The sequence below is a fragment of the Candidatus Falkowbacteria bacterium genome (assembly GCA_018674305.1).
Lineage (GTDB): Bacteria > Patescibacteriota > Patescibacteriia > UBA11705 > JABHMO01 > JABMRF01.
On sequence record JABHAL010000015.1, the window covers coordinates 162,283 to 183,404 of the forward strand.

Consider the following 21,122-nt stretch of genomic DNA (forward strand, 5'->3'; position numbering starts at 1 on the left):
TTTAACTAAAATAGAATTGAATTGATCATTAATAATTTAATTTACCTCTCGACAAGCTCGAGACATATGAGGAGCCCCCAATGTTCGAGATCATTAAAATAGATGGAAAGTTGTTCAGACACGAAGTATTATGCACGAAGGAATTTTTCCTACCAATGAAGAGAAAAAACCAAATTCATTGGGCAGCAATGAGTGAAGCTGAAATCATCTTGTATGCAAAAGCTTATTGTCAGCATCATGAAATCAAAAGACAGAGGCACCTTGCCAATGGAAAGAACAAACACGACGGGCTTTACAACATCCTTTATAAATCCAAATGGATGAGGCAAGTTTTCATCGTCGATGAAACTAAACCTGTAAGACTGGGTGAGGATGATTTTATTATACCTTTGGATGGTGGCGGCAGGGTCAGCTGGAAAAGCATGTCGCGTCAGGAAAAAATTGATTATATAATTGCCTACTGCAAGGAGTTTAATATTACCAACTCCACACAACTCCAAAAAGGTCCTAACAAGAACCCCGGAATGCACAGTAGGTTACTTGACGATAAACTGATGACTGACATCTTCGACCGAGAAAGGCTTGAAACGTTGTGTGGAGAACCCTTTCTTATTCCTCTATGTGCAATTGACAAAGTTGCTTGGGAAAAAATGTCCGAAGACGAGATCATTGAATATGCAAAAGCTTATTGCAAACATCACAAGATCAAAGGCTCTGGGGCATTGTCAAATCACAAAACTAAGCGCAACACAGGCATGTACAAAGCACTCATGGACAGAACCTTGCTAGATCGAGTTTTCAGCCGACCAAAAACAAAATCCTATCCAGTCAACGGAACAACATATACTTTCCAAATTCGCAAAAACCGACAAATTGACTGGAAATTGGTAACTAAAAAGAGATTAGAAAAATTTGGTCGAGATTACTGCATCGAATACGGGATAAAAACTCGCACTCAATTGAAAAACAAAAATGCGGGACTGTGCAACCAAAAGAGACGCCAAAGTGCTTGATCTGGTTTTGCCACAAAAATTCAGACCTTTCCCTATTGGCCAAGAAACATTTCGTCTGCCTATGATTGGCAGCCGGATCGCCTGGAAACTTTGGACAAACCAAGAACTACTTACGTTTGCCAAAGCTTATATCATAGAACACAACATTGCGGACTCAGGAGACTTGGGATACGGAAATCATAGATTCTCTGAATTGTACAAGTGCCTGATTCGATGTGAACTCATGCATGATTTATTTAATCTTGAAAGCGAAAGACCAGAAAAATGGCAGGAACAGGAATTTACACTTCCAATCCTCACTACCGGTGATGTAAATTGGGAAAAATTCGACAATAAAAAACTCGAAAATTATGCCAAAGCATATTGCGCGCACTTTGCGATTGTTTACCGAGAGCAACTCAAGAAAAAAAAACGAAGCACTTGTTGGGGTATTAGAAAGAAGAAAATTAATACACAAAATTTTTCCCAAAGAAACTACCGTCTTAGCCTTTGAAAGCCGTCATTTCAAATTCAAGGTAAGAAGAGCGAAAGTTCTCTGGCACTTAGCTAAAATTGAAACTCTGAATATTTACGCCGCGTGTTGGTGTATTGCAAATAAAAAAAACGTCAACGACCTACCAAAAGAAATAAAATAACATATTCAGATTGGCACTGTCGCAAGATTTACAAAACATCTACCGACACTGAATATCGAAATCGCTGGTGAACTGAGATGGAAATACGAGATATCCAGCAACAACGATATTCCTGAAGAAATTCTTTGGGCCCTTGGTTACGAACGCTATAACAACACGGCGTTGAGAGCAAGAGGGATTAGAAAAATCAAGCCAAAACAGCCAGTAAAGGTTTCTTCAGTGAAAGAAGTCTTAGACGCTGGACAAATCCCAACGGTGGACGATTTCTGATACACCACCTAGCAATATGACAAGGGTTTTTAAAACTAAAGAAGACAAACGAATTCGAGTGAAAGGGATCCGTCGAATTGAGCGGTCCATTAGAACAACATAAAGACTACTAGTGAATCTACTGGTGGTCTTTTTTATTTTGATTAAAACATTAATTAAGAGTCTAAACTTATCCTTCGGAGAGTTACTTTTATAACCTGCCTCGACTGACGTCGGTCAAGGCGGCCGCCCCTCCAGCTCCCCCAGAAAGTAAGGGAATCCTTCCCTTACCATCCCTGGTTCGAGTCCTCCTACTTCGCACAAGAGTTTTTATTGGCTTGCCATGAACCCGAAGAATCATCTAAATAAAAACCACCCACCTTGTAAAAAGATGAGTGGTTCATGGCTCTGCGAGTCGGACTCGAACCGACGACCTACTGGTTACACTTATCCAAGGATTTCTCCAGGGCGTGGACTATATCATCACCATAGCAAATGCTTTAGGCGCGAGGCGCTTCCACCTTGATGTAAAAATCAAAGTGTACTCCTAAAAAGGATAGTCTCTGAACCTTCCCCAACTAATGTTAGGGCTTGGCTGCGGATTAGCATATCACAATTGACTTAGCCTTCCCGACAATTCACCTCGTTATTCACCCCAATGTTTCCAAAGGGGGCTGCGTTATATTTTTGTGTACACAGCCAGTTGCTCTACCAACTGAGCTATCGCAGAATAATGTTTTTACCAACTGCGTGTCCGCCGAAGCTTTAGCGTAGGCGGGAGCTATCGCAGAATAATTCTGTAGTAAAATACTATCATATTATTTCAAAATATACAAGAGCCAAATATCAACAAATATTCGCTACCGGTAACAACAGTCCGTACAGTTCGGACCAAAGAACAAACCCTCCGGAGTGAAGAATTCCTTTTTTTCTTCTTCTGTTCCTTTATAATATTTACCAAATAATATTTTGCAGATCGCTTTGCTTTTTACAATACAGGTATAGTCATAACCATCGGACCATCCTTTCACTTGTCTATCCATCACTCCACCACCAAGCACACACAAGGGCTCTAAATAATTTTTTCCGAGAGTTACAAACTGCAAAGTCGGCGATCCAGAAACAATATCTCCGCCACCAAGTTCATTATAAAGCGGGAAATATAAAATAATTAAAACAGAAATTATTATTCCAATGATAATTAGATGGAGCTTTCTCTTTTCCATAGATTTTATTTCTATTTATTTTTCAAGTCCAATGAACGGGCTGGCCTGTCCCCAATAAGTTGGAACTTCACCATTCCATTTTTCAATCCAACGTAATTCCACAACTTTTGGATTAGATCTCAGCGCCTGAGCTTCAACATCAATAGCTGCAGCCTTTCCTTTTGCTTGGGCCACTTGTTGCTCAGCTTCAATCACAATTCTTTCCAAATCTCGATCTGCTTTTAATTTCAACTGCTCAGCAGTAACCTTAGCTTCAATAGCCTCATTAAAAGCTGGTGAAAAACTAAAATCAATAATATTAAATTCATCAATAATAATTGACCGAGCTACAACTCTCTCTGCTAGATTCACTTTAATCTGATCTTTAACAGTTTCACGTTTAGTAATGAGTTCTTCCGCTGTGAACTTGGCAGTTACTGCCTTTACTGCTTCCTGAATTGAAGGTGCAATAATACGAGAATTATAATTTTTTCCGACTTCCTGCCAAATCTTATTTACAGCCGCAGGATCTAAATGATAATTCAAAGCAATCTTAGAAGTAACAACCTGCAAATCTTTGGAAGATGCGCTAGCTGGAACTTCATCTTTTTGGATTTTAACATCCATAACCTCTACTTGTTGGATCAATGGGATCTTGATGTAAAGGCCTTCGTCAAAAATCTTATCCTGAACTGCGCCAAACTGCAAAACTACGCCCCTCTGTCCAGCACCAATTGTACCAAAGCTTCCAAAAATTCCGACCAGGACAATGAAGCCTATTAATACATATACTGCAAACTTTCCTGCTTGTTTTAATTCTTTTACTTTCTTTGGTTCAATGATTTCCATAGAATTAGAGATTAAATATTAAGTAATTAGTTAATTATACTTTTATCCTAGCACCATTTGAGGGAAATTTCAAATAAAAAACACCCTTGAATAAGATCAAGAGTGTTTATTAACTCACCTACTCATCACAAACTTCACCATTGTGATCAAGTTTAACAACAAACGCGTCAGCAAAACCGTTATTAGGATAAACATTGCCAGCCACTACAAAACCAAGAGTCTCAGTTTGCGCTACGGCCATGCCGTTTTCCATATCAGTTCCGCCAAATGTCTTTTGCCATTCAACTTCACCATCATTAAAAAGTTTTACCAGCCAGACGTCGGACATCCCGGCGCCCATGGACCAAGTATCACCCACAGCAATATAGCCAGTATCTTCAGTTTGCTGAATTGAATGAAACAAATCAATTTCACTGCCACCAAGGACTTGTTCCCAAAGCAGATCACCTTCATAGCTTAGCTTAAAAATCCAGCCTTGCCACTGCTCAGCAGGGTCGAGCTGAATTATTCCAGTAAACACTAAGCCCCCATCAAAAGACTGAATAACCTTGTGCACTTCGTTCTTAGTTCCCCCGGAAAATGATTTTTCCCAGACTAATTCGCCAGAATTATCCAACTTTAACACTTTGGCAGTTTGTATATTTTCAATTATATCCTGAGTGTAGCCGGACAAAATAAATCCATCGGAAACAAGTCCGGGACCAAAGACCTGATCAATTGAGGTACCCCAATCTTCAGCTGATCCACCGTATTTTTTCTCCCACTCGAGCTCGCCAAACTGACTCAATCGCAAAACCCAAAAATCTTTTCCGCCTGCGCTATCCGTTGTGGAATAGCCAACTGCCGTAAACTTTCCATCATCCGTCTGCACTACATCATACACTCGATCATTACCGGCGCCACCAAATTTCTCGCTCCAAACTATTGAACCATTGTCAGGATCAAGCTGAAGGATCCAAGCATCAAACAGAACTGAATCGGGTTGTTGTGCATAGCCTGCAACAACATAACCACCACCAAAAACTTCTTTGACAGACTCAGCCCATTCCATACTACCTTCATCACCAGTAATCACGGTCCATAGAACTTCACCTAATTCATCTAGCTTAGCCACAAAGAAGTCATGTTCCAAAGTAGCGCCCGGTCCAACAAAGCCTACAGCAACACAACCACCATCTGCTGTCAGTGTTAAATCGCTGAAATAATCAGCTTCCATTGTGATAAAATCCGTTTGCCACAAGTCACAAGACTTATCTTGACAAATACCACTCTCATCACAAAACTGCCAAAGATCACAGTTTTCATCACAAAAATCATCCAAACATTCAATATTACAATGAAGCTTGCAAATGCCATCTTCGCAATATTTATCCGGATGACATTCTTGAATCTCAGTCCATTGCCAACAGTCCGACGCCACCTCGAAGCAATATTGGTATTCTTGACCTGAAACACATTTTCGTTCATCAGGCGAACAATTGGATTCACAAGAAACTTCAGAGTTATCTATACTCAAATCTTCAACTTCAATTTCCGATTGCTCTTCCGAATCGATTTGACCACTGTCTTTTTTGTGAACATTCAAATCTTCATTCACAATAAACTCTTGGAAATCGATATCCTGTTCAAGCTCAATATTTGAATCGCTAGGCAACTCCCCAACTACTATGTCTGAGAGAATCCCTGTTGTTGAAGCGCCACATGAGCAAAGAAACAATACAAGTAAAATGATGATTTTTTTCATTGATTTCTCCTTGGTTTAATTTTCAATAAACTATTGACTGACTACCATCAATCAAACAAAACACTCTAACATTTTTGAATAAATATGTCAATTATTGAGACAAAAAATCCCCAAGTCCATTGGACCTGGGGATTGTGTTTTCTAGAAATTGTCATTCAACGTACGGTAGACAAAACCCTCACTGGCGGTGATAGTAGCAATGTACACATCTCCACCAACCGTAGGAATTTGATTCTTGATGTACGAATGAAATTCCGAGGTTGAATCAATCAACCACTTAATAACCTTCAGACACTCCCGCAGGGTCATATCACTCATGTGGTCAATGCTAGCCCCTTCACGAATATTTTGCATAAGATCTTCACACATTGCCATCCCGAGCGACATACTGACACCAGCAAAGTCAAATTCATCGGTAGCCTCGTCAAAAGATCCGTCCGGAGCTCTCTTCTTCGCTTCTTCAAAAAGCGCATCGATATCTTTCAAGCCATCTTCCAACATCTTCTTAAGGTCGGACGCTGGAAGCTTCTCGGTTGGCAAAGTACCACCTTCTGCACACAAACCCAAAAGATACGTGAGCATTTCCGTGACTTTGTCTTTCAAAAGGTCTGGCAAGCGCGTATCTCTCCCCAGGATCATTCTGTCCACAACGCCAGTATCGCCAAGCGGATAAAACAACTTGCCGCTACCAAGCTTGACAAAGTCAAAGTTTATCTTCTTCTCATTGTCATGAACCTTTGACTTGTAAATGACTCTCGCAAAATAGCAAATGTAATCCTTTTGGACTGGGCAATATCCAGCAAAAATAAAGGATCCGAAACGCGAAGAGCCGTTCAATTCTTCCATGGCGACCGTCATCCTGACTTTCATGGAATTCATGTAATCCTCAAAAGCCAGATCCTCAGATGCTCCTTCTTTTTGCATTTCCTGAGCTACACTGACCACCATGTTATCAATCAAAGCATCCCCTACGGTCATCACACCGCCAAAAGGCTTCCCATCCTTGTAGAAAGTTGGAAACAACTTTTTAGCACGAAAACTTTTGATGACTGCGTCGTCTTTTGCCTGAACCATTTTTTTCATAGCTTCTGCTTTCAGAGCAGCAAGGTCGACTTCGTCAGCACCCTCCTTTTGTGCTTCATCAAACAACTCTTTGATTTCTGACCACAAGTTGACCTCAAAGAATGTGCGTGACGTAGAAACCAAACTGTCAGCTCCAAGTGCCACACCGTGCTCATTACAAATCATAATTCCTAAACTCATGACATACCTCCACTTTGTTAAAATACAATTATATTCAACGTAATTGTTGACTGAAAATTATACACTATTGACATGATTTGTCAAGTGTTAGAACACAATTCAAACAAATTATTTAGATTGATTAACTTGAAACCTACAGTTTACACACCGACAGACTCTACTTTTTGACCCCAAAAAGTAGCAAAAAGGCTGGGGCTCCACAATTCGCTTCTTACTCTTTTAGTATATCTTTCTTATTACGGCTCAATGTTCTGCCCCAGACCCCGCCCTGCTATTTTTGGTCATTGCGATAAAAGGACACGAAATCCCAAATTAATATCAAAACAATGTCTTAGAAAGAAATACTGTCCACACATCGTCTAAACAACCAAATATGCAATATCTAATCCTATATCAAATCTATTATACTTTTCAAAGTTAAAACCCTCTAAGCCAGGATAATGAAAAAGGTCTTCGATCTTCTCATTTTTCAATGCATCATGATAGTTATAAATAATAATTGACCCACCTGGCGCTAAAAAGTTTTTCAACTTTTCAACTACGCTTTTTCTGTCCTTTTCATATAATAAATATGGTTCCAAAATAATATACTTAAATTTTATTTCCGTAGAAAATAAATCGATTGAACAGCAATAAAAGTTTTCATTGAACTGCGGTAAAATCTCTTCTTTGGCCTGCTCGATCGACTGCTCCAAAAAATCAACGCCATACGGAACAACATTCAGATTAGAAAAGTATGTTAAATGGCGCAACAATAAACCATTACCACAACCTAGATCCAAAACATTGCCATCTTCCTCTAGGTATTGCAAAAAACTATTATAAATATCCATTGGATAATCTTTGAAACCGTTTACATTAATCAATCCAGGCGTTTGTTCCAGCCAATATTTTTCATAAAACTGTTTTTGTCTTGTCTCGTAAAAATTACTCATAAATACTAGCTTTTATGTGTTCAATTAGCTGTATTGTTTCCCGACAATAAATTGACGGTGCGTCATAAGTATCTTTGCCTGTATGTCGGAAAGCGTGGCCACCAGAACCGCAAATATTCAAATAATCACAACTCACACATTGCTCCGGCAAGTTAACTTCCGATTGGTGTAGAGCTTTTACTTTGGAATGATCAAAGAAATCAACCAATTTATTTTTCTGTACATTCAGACCAAGTTCCACAAAACCATCTCCACAAATTCTCAGATCATCAACTAGCTGGATACTTCCATCGGTGTCAATTGTCAACATATCTAAACCTGAATGTCGAATCGAACACATCGGCTCATTAGAACCAATTAATAAATCAATTATACTATCAAAAATTCTAATCGACACTTCAGGATCGTCCATAGCTAAATATTTTTCAAAAATCGGTTTTAACCAATCGAAATATTCACTTTTATTTTCATTATAACCAAAAGGGTTATGCGGATTTCTAAGTGGTAACAAAAAGTCAACTTTTTTCACACCCAATTGCAGGAAATGATCATACAATTCCAAAGGATCACTCTTGCTATCTATCACGCACAGTAATCCACGAAAACAGGCTGGATCAGCCTTGGCTTGCAACTGTTTCAAACCGCGGACAATGTTATTATATGAATCTTCACCGGACTTCATTTTTGATTTGTTTTGTACATCAGGACCGCCATCCAGACTTATACCGACTTTTAATTTATGTTTGTTAAATAATTCAATGAATTCATCATTTATCAAGGTTCCATTGGTTTGCATTGAAACACCCACACCTGGAATCTTGTTCAGGTTAGTCAAAATATAATCTAACTTTTCAAGTCCCAAAATTAATGGTTCACCACCGTGCAAAACAACTTCTAACTGCTCAACCTTATTTTCCTTTACATACTCCGTCAGACGCTGACACACTTTTTCAATCATGGCAGAAGAAATAATTGGTGGTTTTTTATTAAAACTATTGTCCGGCCCGCTAAACATAAAACAGTGCGGGCAAGCCATGTTACAAACTTCAGTAACTTTGAAAACAACTGTACTAATTATTTTGTCGTAAGCTCTTTCATTTATTTTCATAGGTGTTCTTAATAATCAAAATAGTTGAGAGCAGGTAAAAAACCCACTCTCTCAATTCTGACTATCTAAGCCATTGCGCGTGCATTGACTTTAATTCACCGGAAACGTTTTTTGCTTCTACTCTTTTCAGAGCTTTTGCCAAAAGGCTCATGTTCTTTAAGCTTTTCATACTTTTGATTATTTAATTAATTAATTATATAAATAGCCTTGGTTACTAACAGTTAACTATCTTGCTTAGATTATATTGATTTTCAATTATGAAAACTACTGAAATTTTCAAGAAAACAAAAAAGCACTAAATTTAGTGCTTTATGTTTAAATATATTTGATATTATTTACTAATTTTAATTAAAAATCCCACCATTCATGAACAGCAGGATTCAACATACACTTATCTTGGCCACAACCGAGGCTTATTACGTGGTGTAGCATATCGTTGTTTCTTCCAGTTATATCTACAAAATGTACAGGTATCAGGAGTTTTAATTACCGACAACTGACTTGAAGTTCCCCGGTAACTTAAACAGGCCAAACAAAAATGATAACATCTGTAACTTATTCCCATTCCGTATGTATCGACGTGGCTCAACATACAAACCAGTTCTTCTTTGCCACACACAGGACACTTTATTTCAAATATCCGAACCCAACAACGACGGGCGCCAACCGAGTTTCTAACCTCTTTTAATATTCCATGTAGCTCCCCAACAGGTACAGCATCTAGAACCGTTCTAATCCTTTTTTTCAAAAGCCATTGTCTAATGCCCATGACTTCCTCCGTTGCAATTGAATATCAAATCAATTTAACTTATTTTTAGTAAAATGTCGATGAGGGACCTACTTTATATTTTGTTATCTCTTATCATTTCAAACAACTCATCCACTGGAAATTGCAAATCCTTTTTCTTTAGCTTACTTACATCAACCCATTCCGGTTTTTCGGATTCATCATCCTCAACTTGATAGTCTTCCGCCAATTCAAAACCAAGTGGTTTACATTCAAAAAAGAAGCAATAATTCTGCCAAGCGTTGTCCGTCGGATCGTAATAGAACATTGTTTTTTTGCGGGCAAGCAATTCTCCAACTTCAACATCTATTCCGCATTCTTCGTGTGTCTCCCGCTTAACAGCATCTTCCATCTCTTCACCAATTTCCACTTCCCCGCCCGGCAAAAACCATTTACCGGGACTCTTGGTATTAACTAACAATATTTTTCCTTCATGTTTAATAATCCCGTAGGCAGAGACCCGGTTGGTAAATTTTTCTTTTGGTAGCATTACGTAGTTACCGTTTATTGAGCGGGCTTTTAGCATAGGTAAATATCAGTTAAAAGTTGAAAGCTAAAAAGTTTATAAAGTTGAAAATTATAATTCTTCTATATCTATATTACAACCTTTCAGCTAAAATTACAACCCGAAATTTATTTCTTCAGCGCCATTTCATAAACATCATAATCCGCCTGCGCATAGCAAACAAAAACAACCTTTTCAAAACAATCATCCTCTTTTATAAAATCCTGGACTGTATCAACGGCGATTTTGGCGGCCTTTCGTTTAGGATAACCGAATACACCGGTTGAGATACACGGAAAAGCGATTGATTGACAATTATTTTCTTTGGCCAATTTTAAACTATTCAAATAACAATCCCGAAGCAGGTTCGGTTCTTCCCCACCATGCTGACCGTATCTTGGACCAACGGCATGAATAACATATTTTGCTGGTAACTCATGACCTGAAGTTATTTTCGCCTGACCAGTTTTACAACCACCAAGTTTGGCACATTCAAGTTTCAACTCATAGCCAGCGCCCGAATGGATTGCGCCGTCCACTCCGCCACCACCAAGCAAAAGTTCGTTAGCCGCATTAACAATTGCGTCAACTTTTTGGTTGGTGATGTCGCCTTTTTCAAGAAAGATTTTAGTTTTCATATTAAAACATTGGCTTTCAACGCTTTCTTACAAATTATCCAGTGCTGCTGGCTCACAATTCTCAAACTTACCTAAATCAATTGAGGTCATCTCAAAGTGTCCACCTTCCTGCTCAAACCTCATCAAGAACTTATTATCCAAAACAATGTCAAAACCACGACCATTATTGCCACCTCGTGGAAACATGTCTACTTTTCTATTCTCACGACCGCGGGTAAAAAGAAAAGCTGCCAACCTAAAGTCCATTGATTTCGCACCATAGCGTCGGAATAGATAACGATTAAAGGTGTCTGGGAACATGGCGTACAAGAACTTCTCTACCATGCTAAGATGAATAACTTTCTGCGTCTCGGGTGTGTGATTTTTCATATTTTTTTAATGTTATTTTTTTTAATAGTTAGCAGTTAATATTTGAAATGGAGTATTGTCCGTTCGCCTGAACTTAATTGATTTAACCATTTTGTGGCGAAGGAAGGTTGGTTTATCAATATCAACATCATGGTAAGAACCTTTCCCACGATAAACATAGGCCTTCACTTCTCCTGACCGCAACCACCGAAAAGGTAAGGCTGTGCCGTTTATCAATTTCTTCACATCCTTTTCTAGCTTCGGCGGATAGGCGTATCCTTTGACTTCAGGATCATAGTCCTTACCGAATTTAGCGTCTTTATTATCAATAGTAATTACAACTTCCACAAAGGAATCTGAGGTGTTGGAAAAGTTCACGACTTTCGTACCGTCAAGTTCTTTGACCTTTAGTTTAAATGGCTCATTTTTCATATAATTTTAATTAGCCAAAAGTACAATTTTCAAGTTCTGTTTGATTTTAGCATCATTCACAACTCCAAAGATAATTCTAGCTTTATTAGTTAATTGTTTTTGTATTTTATTACAAATGTCGCCCACTTCCTGCATAAGCAAATCACTGTTGGAATAGATCACGTACAATGAACGAGAAAAATCGGTCTTGGTAGATTTCAGTTGGGTATTTGTAAAAAGTTGATTAACTATGCTCGTCAGATCCTCTTTTGTGCCACTGATAGAATTGAAAAACAGTTCTCCGCCGTTCTCTATTGTTGAACGCAGATCTGCAAAATCAACATTGATCACTCCACACTTATTAATAAGGTCAATAATTGACAGGATTACCCCGCTAAGCATATTATCAACCTTTGTTAAACCTTCTGCGATTGGAACTCCTTTTTGGATTGTTTTGTCACTATCCAAAACCAAAACTGAATCTATTTCATCATGCAGATAGGCTTTGTTTTGTTCAGACTGTTCTAATGCTAGTTTGCCTTCGAAGAAAAATGGTGATGCGCCCACAAAAACTGTTAAAATTCCTTTTTGTCTGGCCAGTTGGGCGATTGTTGCAGTTTGGGTTACGGTAACCTTGTTAGTAAGGTTAGAAATGAAGAAAACAATATCCGTGTTATCCAGGATTTTTTCTATCTGGGATTTCTTGCTATCAATAGCTTGGCCAGGATTGTCTATATCAACCTGGGTTAATTCTATTTTCTTGTTAACCTCAAGACCCTCGAACACTTTTTCACGCTTAGCAATTGCAATTCTTTTGACTGACTTTGGCAGGTCATTGAGGCGATTAAGAACGTTACAGCCTCTATTACCTACGCCAATGATTTTAACCTTGATTGTTGACATAAAATTAGAATTTTATATAGTTATAACCTAAACTTTGTGAAATGAAATTATTATGGATATATCAGAGTAAGTTCATTGTTTGTCCATTTATAATATCGAGAAGAAAATCGTTCCCAGACTGCCATATTACGTTTACGATTTTCATTATCTATCCGATAAAGATCTAATGTGCTGGACGGATTAACGATAAGTAAATTACTTTCTAGCTGAAAATCTATTCCTAACTCAGATACAAATTCATTTGTTTGATAAATTATTCCTGTAATATTATCAATTATTACAAAACGTTGGCAATTTGCCCCACAACCGTAGTCAACAACAGTATAATGCCCGGCGAAATTCGGGCTACCATCATAAGCATTTGTAAGAATGGTTTTAAATTTTATTCCGACAGGATGGCTATTAAGATCAAGCGGAGAATAAGATGAACTAGCGGCCGTCTCTGATACTGGATATTTTTCAAAAGTGGGTAATGAGCTTAAATGTTCTATTTTTTCTACAACTACATTTGGAATACACACTTGATTTCCATTACGGTCCTTTTGATCATAATAATCACAATCTGCTCCGTTAAAACTACCTGTAATTCGGTAAATGCCACTCCAATCAACACCGTCACTTTTCGTAACACCATATCTCTTCATCATATAATTTACCCAATTTCCAGAAAAATTTTGAGTTATTTGGTTATTAATTTCAAAAAGCTCCTCTTCCTTTGTGTAATCCGGGGCGCCCCAAAACCATTCATAATAATCCCATATGCTCGCTGGATGGTCTTCGTCAAATATCCAAAACTTTATTCCATCGATTTGAGTCTTGTCAGATATTACGCCGTTCCACTCCACCCGTCCTCCTTTCGTATTGCTGTTTTGAGCATTAATAGCAAATTCATAGGAAACCTTTTGGTTAGGATCGAGATTGTGTGTCTGAATGTTTGTTTCTAATACCTTTTCGGTTTTTTCTACTCCCACATCTGCGCTTTTTTTTCTTGTGAATAGTCCTTGATCAAGGCCAATAATAAATATTGCAATTACTAATAAAACTGCGGTTACTATTAAAATTTGAAGTCGTTCATTTTTCATAGAATTTTTGCTAAGTTTTCAGATAATCTCATTGTAACACTCCTGTCAAAAACAAAAAAATGTGCAAAGTGAACACATTTTTTATTCAAATTTCCTGATTCAGTTGTAATTTTGCGGAGACGTCAGTGGCTCTTTTTTAGGAGTGAGCTGGGGATAAGTGTATTATATCCTCACAAATTCAAATACCAAAATGTTTTTTTAAGTATAATCTTATTTCATGCATAATATTATTCCCGGCATGACCGATGACGCCGCAGAAACGACTATAATCACAGGAAGCAATGTTGTAAACCTTAATTAGAGAATTGCTTTTTAAATTATTTTCATTATCAGCATGAATAATTATATCATCATCAACTTTATTCGTTAAATTACCTGTCAAAGGTATTACTGTTACTAAATTTGATCTGCTGATCTGCTTATTTGTTTGAATAACCACAGCCGGTCTTTTATCCTGGAATTCATGGCCGATACTGGGATCAAACTGCGTCCAAACAATATCACCAAATTCTATTTGTCCTTTTTTGAGCATAAATTTTCATAATAATTATATTCTTCTTTTGATATAGGGCCAAGATGCTTCAGGGAATCTACGCCAGAAGCATTTTGCCATGCTTGCCAATGATCAACCTGTGCGTATGGCGTTTCTCGGTCAACAGTTAATTCATAAGGAATGACTTCATTTTTTCCCATAACCTTCCAGGGAATATCTTCATGAACATATTGCTCAATCTGGGCCGCTGACATATCTGACAATTTAGCAATAACATCATCAATTACATTTTTTTCTTTGATTGAAAAATTATCCAGATTAAAATCACCCAACGCGACATATCTTTTTTGCTTCATATCATGATATTCTTGAATGAAAATTTTAATCCGGTTTTCAGTTTCCATTTTCTTAATCACGGTTCGGAATTGAATTGACTGAGGTACCGGACCAAACTGCAATTTAACATAACTCAGGCCAATAATCGGTTTGCCCCATTTTTCATAACTATTAAAATCAATAAAGTACAACAATTTATACAAAACAGTTTCTCCGACATTTGGCTTACCGCCACATTTATTTAAAACATAAAGTAAAACCTGCTGTAATTTCTCAGGATTGAATTCTATATCTTTATTTACTTCTACATCAGAAGGACTAGTTTCATTCTTGTTTATTTCCGAAACAAGTAGCTCGTCAATTTTCACGCCAAAAAAAGTGGCGATTTTAGATAATTCAAATACTTCTACTCCCCTGTTTCCGGTTTCAATTGCCGACATGGCTGGACGAGAGATTCCAACATATTTAGCCAGTTTTGCCTGACTAACCTGTCTTTCTTCGCGCAGACTTTTAATTGTTTGACCCAATTGTTGTTTATTTATCATATATCTGAATTATAACACTGCTCAATATACTGTCAAGTGTATATCTTCAATGACAAGATACCTGACAACGGTTAGATGTTTATATTAATTTAAAAACAAAAAATGCGTCAAAATGGCACATTTTTTATTCAAATTTCCTGATTCAGTTGTAATTTTGCGGAGACGTCAGTGGCCCTTTTTTAGGAGTGAGCTGGGGATAAGTCGGCATTTAAAGACAAAACTGATAATTTTATATATATTTTATTACATCAGTTTTTTTATATCTATTCATACCAAAGTTATTGGAACTAGGAATCTTTGATATTTCTTTATCAGTAAGATTAAACATCTTTTTGATTTGATACTTTGACATGGTTTGATTTTTATATTCTCTTCTATCTTCTTTTATATCTTCTAACCCTTTCCCAGAATCACAAACCCAGGCAGAAGCAAATGTTTTTTGACAAGAAGGACAATGGCTTACGCAAGCATAAAAGGCGTTAATTTCTTCATGGCAATGAGGACATTTTATAAAGTTTACAACCATACTTTAGTTCACTTCTACTTATTAGAATTACAATTTCTTCAAAAATCTATAAATTTCCACCATTGCGAATGTATCCAACTTACAATATTTGAGCAAGTCACTGGCGATCTGTTTTTTTTCTTCAGGTGAGCTATCGCCAAACACCATTCTTTCCCAGCGTTCGACTGCTTGGTCTCCTTTTTGGATTCCTAAGGTCCTGTAGGTAAGTTCAGGGACAATAACTGGAAGAACGTTTTTTATACTCGAACTTCCTTTGAACCGAGCATCAACATAATAATTATTAGAAAAGATTGTCATGAGGTCAAACATTCGGTCGTTCAGGCCAACAAGAAATTCAGCATAGTCAGGATGGATTTCTGCAAGTTTATCGTTTCGTTGTGATTCATATGATTTGTACCAAGCGATGACACTACCCGTATCATCAAAATCTTCTCTCATTCTTTTGATAAGTGGCAAAGTAAGATCACTTTCTGGGTCGGTGATAAGATATTCCTTGTGGTCCAGTGTTCCATCTTCATGCAATATATGTAGTGAGTATTGAAATGGTACTTGTTCATATGCGCCAAAATCATTAAACCTTGGGATTGCGCTTGAGTAGCCTTCATAATCGAAGAAATGGATTGGGAAGGTCAAACTAGCAAGCTCATTTCTTACGGCAGTGGTGTCAACAATTGGATTTCCAAGCATATACGCGTCGTATTGGAACTTTTTCGTACCTTTAAGTTTTTCTGGGTTATCTATTTCTTCCAGCTTATATATTCCTCGATCTATCCAGTCATAAAACAGTTTTTTACTACCACCGATTCTATTGATATCATGGACAGAATATTCTGGGACTTTTGGGTTGGAATAAGCAAATGTAGTACATTGTGAATTTCTGCCACGGTACAAACATTCACAGCCTTTTTCTTCTTTCATATTCAAATAGATCTTGATATCGTTCATTTGTTCCTGAACACCCGCCTCGGCCTCTAGAACCTCGTCTGTTAGCTCGGCAATGATAAACAGCTCGTCATAGTCAACTTTTCCCTGTTTCCGGTATTCACCGTTCAGATGAATTACGCCTGCTTTCACAATATTCAGACCGTCATTCTCAATAACAATTTTCTGGAATGCGAGGTCGTTGATATGATGGTGCGGAATCTCCCTTTTCACGTCGTTGGTTGCTTTTACTTCATAGAGCTCCCAGCCTTTCAAAACATTATTATAACGAAGGATATCTGCCTGGACGAAAAAGTCATTATACTGGAATGCACCCTGGAACAGGACTGGTGGGTTTTTCTCGAGTATTTTTTTTGTAACTGGTACGGCATTGACACCAATAATATCAATCAGTTCTCCACCAGGAAAAAGATTTCTGGCTGCTTCGTCTGCTATATTCCCCTCTTCGATAATTTTCTTTTCAAATTCTGATAATTCGACATCGTCAAAAAGCTCTGGCTTGTGTTTGTTTAGCCAGAGATTCTTTTTGCAGTATGTGTATTCGAGGTAGTCGGTTTTTGTGATGTGCATTTTTTTGTGCTTGAGTTTTTAGATATCGATAATAGTGCAAATATTTTTTGGGAGTGGTAAAGAGACTTGTCTTCCGAGGTTAGATGAATGTCCAACTTATTTTTCTAAATTTTTTAAACCAATTTTTGGATTCTGATAATCTAGCCCATCTGGCGTCAATTTAATTGATTCCATAAAATATTTTTTTGAATTTTCTTTGTCGTTAAGTTCAGCAAAAATAACGCCCATATTGTTTAATATCGTACATACAGTTTTGTCTCGTTTTAAATATTTTTCTCCAGCTGAAAAATATTCTGGATTTATTGTTCTAGTAGTTTCCGTATCTTGAACAGTATTTTCAAGTTTTCTTGCGACTTTACAAGCTTCTTTAATAAAATGATCATAAACTTGATTATATATTCCCATAGCCTCAACTAATTTACCCTCTTTTTTGTATTTTTGTGCTTGATTAACTTTGTTTTGTAAATCATCATCAGAATTAACAAGAACACCCTCCTCAATAACAAAACCGACAGGAGCCTTTCTTGATAATCTTTTATTGTAAGGTGAAATATATAATTTTCCAAGATCTTTATTATGTTCAGTAAAAATATTATAAATGTCTATTAACCCATCCATTTTCATTACACTTGATTCAATCGATCCAGCTCTTTTAAATTTAATTTTACTTCCATCAACGGTTTTTAGACTTTCTAAATACACGTCGCTTGCCAAAATTCCGTTCACAGGGATTGGATTGGTTTCACAGCGACCAAATTCGCCATATGCGACAGGAATTTCATCTTCGTCATAGCCTAACCCTGTTAAGCCAAAACCAGTCTCTATAAATTTAATAGCTTTTTCATCTGTTGATCCAAGCATTAGAAAAGCAGTTACAAGCTTCAATTCATTATCGTCTAAAATATCACCAAAATTCAATTTCATTGACTCATACAATCGATTTTTGTTTATTGAAAGCATACCCTTCCCCTTCAAGAGCATCTTTTGTGCTGTTTCAAAGTTTATTTTACCATTTAAAAGTTCAATAATTTCATTTGTTTGATCTTGAATTTGTTTTTTACCACCAGGAAAGTGGGTCTTGGACATCTTTTCAAAAACTTCTGTGATCTCTGATTTATTTGTTTTCTTCTTTATGATGTCCTGTTTCCGAATAATTCTTCTCGCAGATACATATATTCTAAGAGGCCAAATAAAAAAAATTCTGATAATCCCATTGAGTCGGGCTGCGCCACGTTCATTCACGTAAAGTGGAGATTCTATATTTGCCTTAAGGTCAAATTCTCGAGAATTAAAAAGCAAAGATAATATGCGATAGCGCATATCCCAGAACACAAGCAACAACCCTCCGGCTAAATAGGTTAGGATTATAATTATAATTTTAATCATATTTTCATTTTTTATTCCTACCTTCAATCTACCACATTTAAGCTAAAATTACTATGACAATATCAAAAAAACAGGCTCATTTGAGCATAGGTCTGCCTTAATATATCCATTACAACATTATAACTCAAAAATAATCTTTGCCTCAGCCATAAGTTTTTTGGTTAATGAAAGATTCCATGCTCTCATTGTTTTGTGCCATTTCCGAAATTCCAAAAACTTCTCCCATGTTAATTCAATGATTAAAACAGGCTCAAGCGCTTTACTTATTGAAACAATAATAACATATTCAAACTTTTTGTCTGGCAAAATAGTATCTTCTACATTTCCCACATTATAAAAAACACCTGTTAGTCGGCCTGGTTGGGTGATTGTTTTAATACTATATCTTTCTCCCTTTCGACTTAACGCATCAACGTTTTGTGTTCCCTCGGGGGCAGCTTGTAAATTTGAATAACCTGGAATATTATTATATGCCTCGATAGCTAAAAATTCACCCCTTTCTCCAGTAATATTTTCTGTTCTTACTAGTCCTCTCTCTTTTAATTGAACCTTCGCAAACGCAAACAGCTCCCAGACATTATGATTATCGAGGGTTTCTAGTTTTTTTATTAAATTTTTGGATAATGGCATATTTTATTTTTTCACAAATGCTTTACTACCTCTACGGCAATTGCCCGTATCAAATTAACTGGAACGCTGTTCCCAAATTGCTTATACGCTTGTGTGTCAGAAACAGGTATAACAAATGTTTCCGGATAACCTTGTAGCCTTGCAGCTTCTCTTGGTGTTAACTTTCTAGGATTTTTTCCTATTTGCGCAACCAGAATCTACCGGTCTTTTTTTTAATAAAACTTTTTGCTATGTGCGATACGGCTTCATTAGTATGGGACCAATCTGGTTCTTGAATTTTGTTTTTACTTTTTTGATTAAACATACTTAATATTACTATAATAACTTCCAACATCCTTCATCAAAACCATTTTTATGAAACATTTTTTTAATATAGCTTCTGTCCTAACTTTCTTTTATCCTATATTTACCTGAGTTTACTAACTTCACACTATTATAATCATCCTCATTTTCGAATTTAAATTGCCAAATAGAATAACTATTTTCTTTAATATCTCGCTCAAAAAACAAAATAATAACTTTCTTTTCTGTACAAACTTGCCATTGCCTAAATGGATAATAAAGTTGTCTTATGATCGTATTGCTAACGCCAGGCCTTTTTGCCTCAACCAAAACAATTTGGTTTTCTCCCTCATAACCAGCATCTACTTCTGTCTGGACACTCGCTGTTTTAATCTCTTGACTCCCAACTTTAAAATGAAATTCCGGCGTGTATTTTCGACCACGAATTGTCAGAACAAGTGTCGGATCGTCCATAAAAGTTCTGATTAAACTTGAGGCATAGGCAAAATCTAGATGTTGCATCTCAGAGTCTCCTACATCTGAGGAATCCAAGTGAAATTGTAATTTAGACGAGTATATTTCAATTTCTTTATTTATTTCTGGCATATCCAGATAACCCTCCCCTTTTATAATATTATATATTCCATTTTTAACGGGAAGAAGAAATAGATTGTTTTTTTGAAAAATTTTCGGACGGGACTCTCTTGTGTCCTGCTTACAAAGGATTCGAACCTCCTTTTCTGCAGTTTTTTTAAATCTTTGACATGAAACTTTAATTTGCGGTGCGGTTAATACAAATGGTTCTTTATCAAAGTCGTGCTCATTAATGTTATAATCACGAAATATTTTTGCCCATGATTTGCTGTTTGCCATAATTATAATAGTTTACGATTTTTAGATTTCAATATTTCATTGAATCTTTGCTTTGACAAATCCAAATATTCTTTTTCCATATCAAGCCCAACAAAGTGACGTCCATGCTCATACGCGGCAATCCCAGTTGTTGAACTGCCCGTAAAAGGGTCAAGAATTAAATCTCCTTTATTTGTACTTGCAATAACAATTCTTTTTAGCAAATCCAAAGATTTTTGTGTAGGATGTTTGCCAAAGTTTTTCTCTGATTTTTTTGGAGTATTAATTGACCAAACAGATCTCATTTGCAGACCAGGCTTCTTCATCTGATCTTCCGGCCAATCACCATTTTTCATTTCCTGATAATTAAAGGTGTGCTTCGCCTTTTTCTCTTTTCTCGCCCAAACCAATGTTTCGTGACTAGCAGTGAAAAATCTACAACTTAAATTTGGTGATGCGTTTGGCTTAAACCATGAAATATCATTTAAAACATGATAGCCGGCCAACTGCAATGCAAAGCCACACTGATAGACAGAATGATAGGTTCCGCTAACCCAAATAGTACCATTTGGTTTCAATACCCTTCGACATGCGTTTATCCAATCTAAATGAAAATTAAAGTTTTCTTGGTGTCCTTTACTTAAATCCCAGTCCCCCTTTTTCACACTCACCATTTTACCATTCTGACAGGTAAAACTACCGCTGGAAAGAAAATATGGCGGATCGGCAAAAATCATATCAAAAATATCTGGTGGGAACTCCTTCAGAATTTCCATTGAGTTTCCATGATATAACTTGAATTTAGGTTTTTGAAAGTATGGTTTTTTCATATATATGACACTATTTTAACATGTCTGCTAAAATTTTTCAACAAAATCTCAACCG

23 protein-coding genes and 1 pseudogene are annotated in these 21,122 nt (G+C 36.8%); 2 read left to right on the plus strand and 22 right to left on the minus strand.

Annotation, left to right across the window (positions count from 1 at the left end):
• Window positions 1–80 precede the first annotated feature (80 nt).
• Both HN643_06180 and HN643_06185 read left to right on the plus strand, forming a co-directional pair.
• The gene (locus HN643_06180; GenBank protein MBT7501221.1) at window positions 81–1,013 is read left to right on the plus strand and encodes a hypothetical protein; all 933 of its coding nucleotides are present in this window, start codon (window positions 81–83) and stop codon (window positions 1,011–1,013) included.
• Entirely contained in the window at window positions 973–1,506 is a 534-nt protein-coding gene (locus tag HN643_06185; protein ID MBT7501222.1) for a hypothetical protein, read from the plus strand. The genes HN643_06180 and HN643_06185 overlap by 41 nt, the downstream gene beginning before the upstream one ends.
• Window positions 1,507–2,757: 1,251 nt before the next feature.
• On the opposite strand, the gene HN643_06190 is transcribed toward HN643_06185, so the two are convergent.
• The 22 genes and pseudogenes from HN643_06190 to HN643_06295 form a co-directional block, all read right to left on the minus strand.
• Window positions 2,758–3,123 carry a hypothetical protein gene (locus HN643_06190; protein MBT7501223.1) on the minus strand — a complete coding sequence of 122 codons (366 nt, stop codon included), beginning with the start codon at window positions 3,121–3,123 and terminating at the stop codon, window positions 2,758–2,760.
• A gap of 15 nt (window positions 3,124–3,138) precedes the next feature.
• Window positions 3,139–3,951 carry a prohibitin family protein gene (locus HN643_06195; GenBank protein ID MBT7501224.1) on the minus strand — a complete coding sequence of 271 codons (813 nt, stop codon included), beginning with the start codon at window positions 3,949–3,951 and terminating at the stop codon, window positions 3,139–3,141.
• Window positions 3,952–4,069: 118 nt separating this feature from the next.
• A complete protein-coding gene (locus HN643_06200; GenBank protein ID MBT7501225.1) occupies window positions 4,070–5,695 on the minus strand; it encodes a PQQ-like beta-propeller repeat protein in 1,626 nt (541 codons plus the stop codon).
• Between the two features lie 141 nt (window positions 5,696–5,836).
• A complete protein-coding gene (locus tag HN643_06205) occupies window positions 5,837–6,958 on the minus strand; it encodes a hypothetical protein (GenBank protein MBT7501226.1) in 1,122 nt (373 codons plus the stop codon).
• A gap of 359 nt (window positions 6,959–7,317) precedes the next feature.
• Window positions 7,318–7,893, minus strand: coding sequence for a class I SAM-dependent methyltransferase (locus HN643_06210; protein ID MBT7501227.1), 576 nt, complete (start codon window positions 7,891–7,893; stop codon window positions 7,318–7,320).
• Window positions 7,886–9,001 (minus strand): radical SAM protein, encoded by a 1,116-nt coding sequence (locus HN643_06215; GenBank protein ID MBT7501228.1) that lies wholly within the window; start codon window positions 8,999–9,001, stop codon window positions 7,886–7,888. The genes HN643_06210 and HN643_06215 overlap by 8 nt, the downstream gene beginning before the upstream one ends.
• Window positions 9,002–9,392: 391 nt before the next feature.
• On the minus strand, window positions 9,393–9,770 hold the full coding sequence (locus tag HN643_06220) for a hypothetical protein (GenBank protein MBT7501229.1): 378 nt from the start codon (window positions 9,768–9,770) through the stop codon (window positions 9,393–9,395).
• Window positions 9,771–9,843: 73 nt separating this feature from the next.
• The gene (locus HN643_06225) at window positions 9,844–10,314 is read right to left on the minus strand and encodes an NUDIX hydrolase (protein ID MBT7501230.1); all 471 of its coding nucleotides are present in this window, start codon (window positions 10,312–10,314) and stop codon (window positions 9,844–9,846) included.
• A 107-nt stretch (window positions 10,315–10,421) separates the two neighbouring features.
• Window positions 10,422–10,931 (minus strand): O-acetyl-ADP-ribose deacetylase, encoded by a 510-nt coding sequence (locus HN643_06230; protein MBT7501231.1) that lies wholly within the window; start codon window positions 10,929–10,931, stop codon window positions 10,422–10,424.
• Window positions 10,932–10,958: 27 nt separating this feature from the next.
• A complete protein-coding gene (locus HN643_06235; GenBank protein ID MBT7501232.1) occupies window positions 10,959–11,300 on the minus strand; it encodes a hypothetical protein in 342 nt (113 codons plus the stop codon).
• Between the two features lie 21 nt (window positions 11,301–11,321).
• A complete protein-coding gene (locus HN643_06240) occupies window positions 11,322–11,711 on the minus strand; it encodes a hypothetical protein (GenBank protein MBT7501233.1) in 390 nt (129 codons plus the stop codon).
• A 6-nt stretch (window positions 11,712–11,717) separates the two neighbouring features.
• Window positions 11,718–12,593, minus strand: coding sequence for a hypothetical protein (locus HN643_06245; protein MBT7501234.1), 876 nt, complete (start codon window positions 12,591–12,593; stop codon window positions 11,718–11,720).
• 50 nt (window positions 12,594–12,643) lie between these two features.
• Window positions 12,644–13,675, minus strand: a complete 1,032-nt coding sequence (locus HN643_06250) for a hypothetical protein (protein MBT7501235.1) — start codon at window positions 13,673–13,675, stop codon at window positions 12,644–12,646.
• 178 nt (window positions 13,676–13,853) lie between these two features.
• On the minus strand, window positions 13,854–14,207 hold the full coding sequence (locus tag HN643_06255) for a type II toxin-antitoxin system PemK/MazF family toxin (GenBank protein MBT7501236.1): 354 nt from the start codon (window positions 14,205–14,207) through the stop codon (window positions 13,854–13,856).
• On the minus strand, window positions 14,186–15,049 hold the full coding sequence (locus HN643_06260) for a DUF4065 domain-containing protein (protein ID MBT7501237.1): 864 nt from the start codon (window positions 15,047–15,049) through the stop codon (window positions 14,186–14,188). Before HN643_06260 ends, HN643_06255 begins: the two co-directional genes overlap by 22 nt.
• 229 nt (window positions 15,050–15,278) lie before the next feature.
• On the minus strand, window positions 15,279–15,575 hold the full coding sequence (locus HN643_06265) for a hypothetical protein (protein MBT7501238.1): 297 nt from the start codon (window positions 15,573–15,575) through the stop codon (window positions 15,279–15,281).
• A 27-nt stretch (window positions 15,576–15,602) separates the two neighbouring features.
• Window positions 15,603–17,087 carry a DUF2779 domain-containing protein gene (locus HN643_06270; protein MBT7501239.1) on the minus strand — a complete coding sequence of 495 codons (1,485 nt, stop codon included), beginning with the start codon at window positions 17,085–17,087 and terminating at the stop codon, window positions 15,603–15,605.
• Between the two features lie 96 nt (window positions 17,088–17,183).
• Window positions 17,184–18,473, minus strand: a complete 1,290-nt coding sequence (locus tag HN643_06275; protein MBT7501240.1) for a hypothetical protein — start codon at window positions 18,471–18,473, stop codon at window positions 17,184–17,186.
• A gap of 117 nt (window positions 18,474–18,590) precedes the next feature.
• Window positions 18,591–19,103, minus strand: a complete 513-nt coding sequence (locus HN643_06280) for a hypothetical protein (protein ID MBT7501241.1) — start codon at window positions 19,101–19,103, stop codon at window positions 18,591–18,593.
• Between the two features lie 11 nt (window positions 19,104–19,114).
• Window positions 19,115–19,300: pseudogene (locus HN643_06285) on the minus strand (DNA (cytosine-5-)-methyltransferase).
• Window positions 19,301–19,487: 187 nt separating this feature from the next.
• On the minus strand, window positions 19,488–20,258 hold the full coding sequence (locus tag HN643_06290) for a hypothetical protein (protein MBT7501242.1): 771 nt from the start codon (window positions 20,256–20,258) through the stop codon (window positions 19,488–19,490).
• Between the two features lie 2 nt (window positions 20,259–20,260).
• Complete coding sequence (locus HN643_06295; GenBank protein MBT7501243.1) at window positions 20,261–21,067, minus strand: site-specific DNA-methyltransferase; 807 nt, start codon at window positions 21,065–21,067, stop codon at window positions 20,261–20,263.
• Between the last annotated feature and the right edge of the window lie 55 nt (window positions 21,068–21,122).

Coding starts and splice junctions, on each gene's coding strand:
- HN643_06290 (MBT7501242.1), bottom strand. CDS start 20,258: ATGGCAAACAGCAAATCATGGGCAAAAATATTTCGTGATTATAACATT.
- HN643_06230 (MBT7501231.1), bottom strand. CDS start 10,931: ATGAAAACTAAAATCTTTCTTGAAAAAGGCGACATCACCAACCAAAAA.
- HN643_06205 (MBT7501226.1), bottom strand. CDS start 6,958: ATGAGTTTAGGAATTATGATTTGTAATGAGCACGGTGTGGCACTTGGA.
- HN643_06220 (MBT7501229.1), bottom strand. CDS start 9,770: ATGGGCATTAGACAATGGCTTTTGAAAAAAAGGATTAGAACGGTTCTA.
- HN643_06260 (MBT7501237.1), bottom strand. CDS start 15,049: ATGATAAATAAACAACAATTGGGTCAAACAATTAAAAGTCTGCGCGAA.
- HN643_06195 (MBT7501224.1), bottom strand. CDS start 3,951: ATGGAAATCATTGAACCAAAGAAAGTAAAAGAATTAAAACAAGCAGGA.
- HN643_06210 (MBT7501227.1), bottom strand. CDS start 7,893: ATGAGTAATTTTTACGAGACAAGACAAAAACAGTTTTATGAAAAATAT.
- HN643_06190 (MBT7501223.1), bottom strand. CDS start 3,123: ATGGAAAAGAGAAAGCTCCATCTAATTATCATTGGAATAATAATTTCT.
- HN643_06240 (MBT7501233.1), bottom strand. CDS start 11,711: ATGAAAAATGAGCCATTTAAACTAAAGGTCAAAGAACTTGACGGTACG.
- HN643_06255 (MBT7501236.1), bottom strand. CDS start 14,207: ATGCTCAAAAAAGGACAAATAGAATTTGGTGATATTGTTTGGACGCAG.
- HN643_06225 (MBT7501230.1), bottom strand. CDS start 10,314: ATGCTAAAAGCCCGCTCAATAAACGGTAACTACGTAATGCTACCAAAA.
- HN643_06270 (MBT7501239.1), bottom strand. CDS start 17,087: ATGCACATCACAAAAACCGACTACCTCGAATACACATACTGCAAAAAG.
- HN643_06180 (MBT7501221.1), top strand. CDS start 81: ATGTTCGAGATCATTAAAATAGATGGAAAGTTGTTCAGACACGAAGTA.
- HN643_06295 (MBT7501243.1), bottom strand. CDS start 21,067: ATGAAAAAACCATACTTTCAAAAACCTAAATTCAAGTTATATCATGGA.
- HN643_06235 (MBT7501232.1), bottom strand. CDS start 11,300: ATGAAAAATCACACACCCGAGACGCAGAAAGTTATTCATCTTAGCATG.
- HN643_06245 (MBT7501234.1), bottom strand. CDS start 12,593: ATGTCAACAATCAAGGTTAAAATCATTGGCGTAGGTAATAGAGGCTGT.
- HN643_06250 (MBT7501235.1), bottom strand. CDS start 13,675: ATGAAAAATGAACGACTTCAAATTTTAATAGTAACCGCAGTTTTATTA.
- HN643_06280 (MBT7501241.1), bottom strand. CDS start 19,103: ATGCCATTATCCAAAAATTTAATAAAAAAACTAGAAACCCTCGATAAT.
- HN643_06275 (MBT7501240.1), bottom strand. CDS start 18,473: ATGATTAAAATTATAATTATAATCCTAACCTATTTAGCCGGAGGGTTG.
- HN643_06265 (MBT7501238.1), bottom strand. CDS start 15,575: ATGGTTGTAAACTTTATAAAATGTCCTCATTGCCATGAAGAAATTAAC.
- HN643_06215 (MBT7501228.1), bottom strand. CDS start 9,001: ATGAAAATAAATGAAAGAGCTTACGACAAAATAATTAGTACAGTTGTT.
- HN643_06185 (MBT7501222.1), top strand. CDS start 973: ATGCGGGACTGTGCAACCAAAAGAGACGCCAAAGTGCTTGATCTGGTT.
- HN643_06200 (MBT7501225.1), bottom strand. CDS start 5,695: ATGAAAAAAATCATCATTTTACTTGTATTGTTTCTTTGCTCATGTGGC.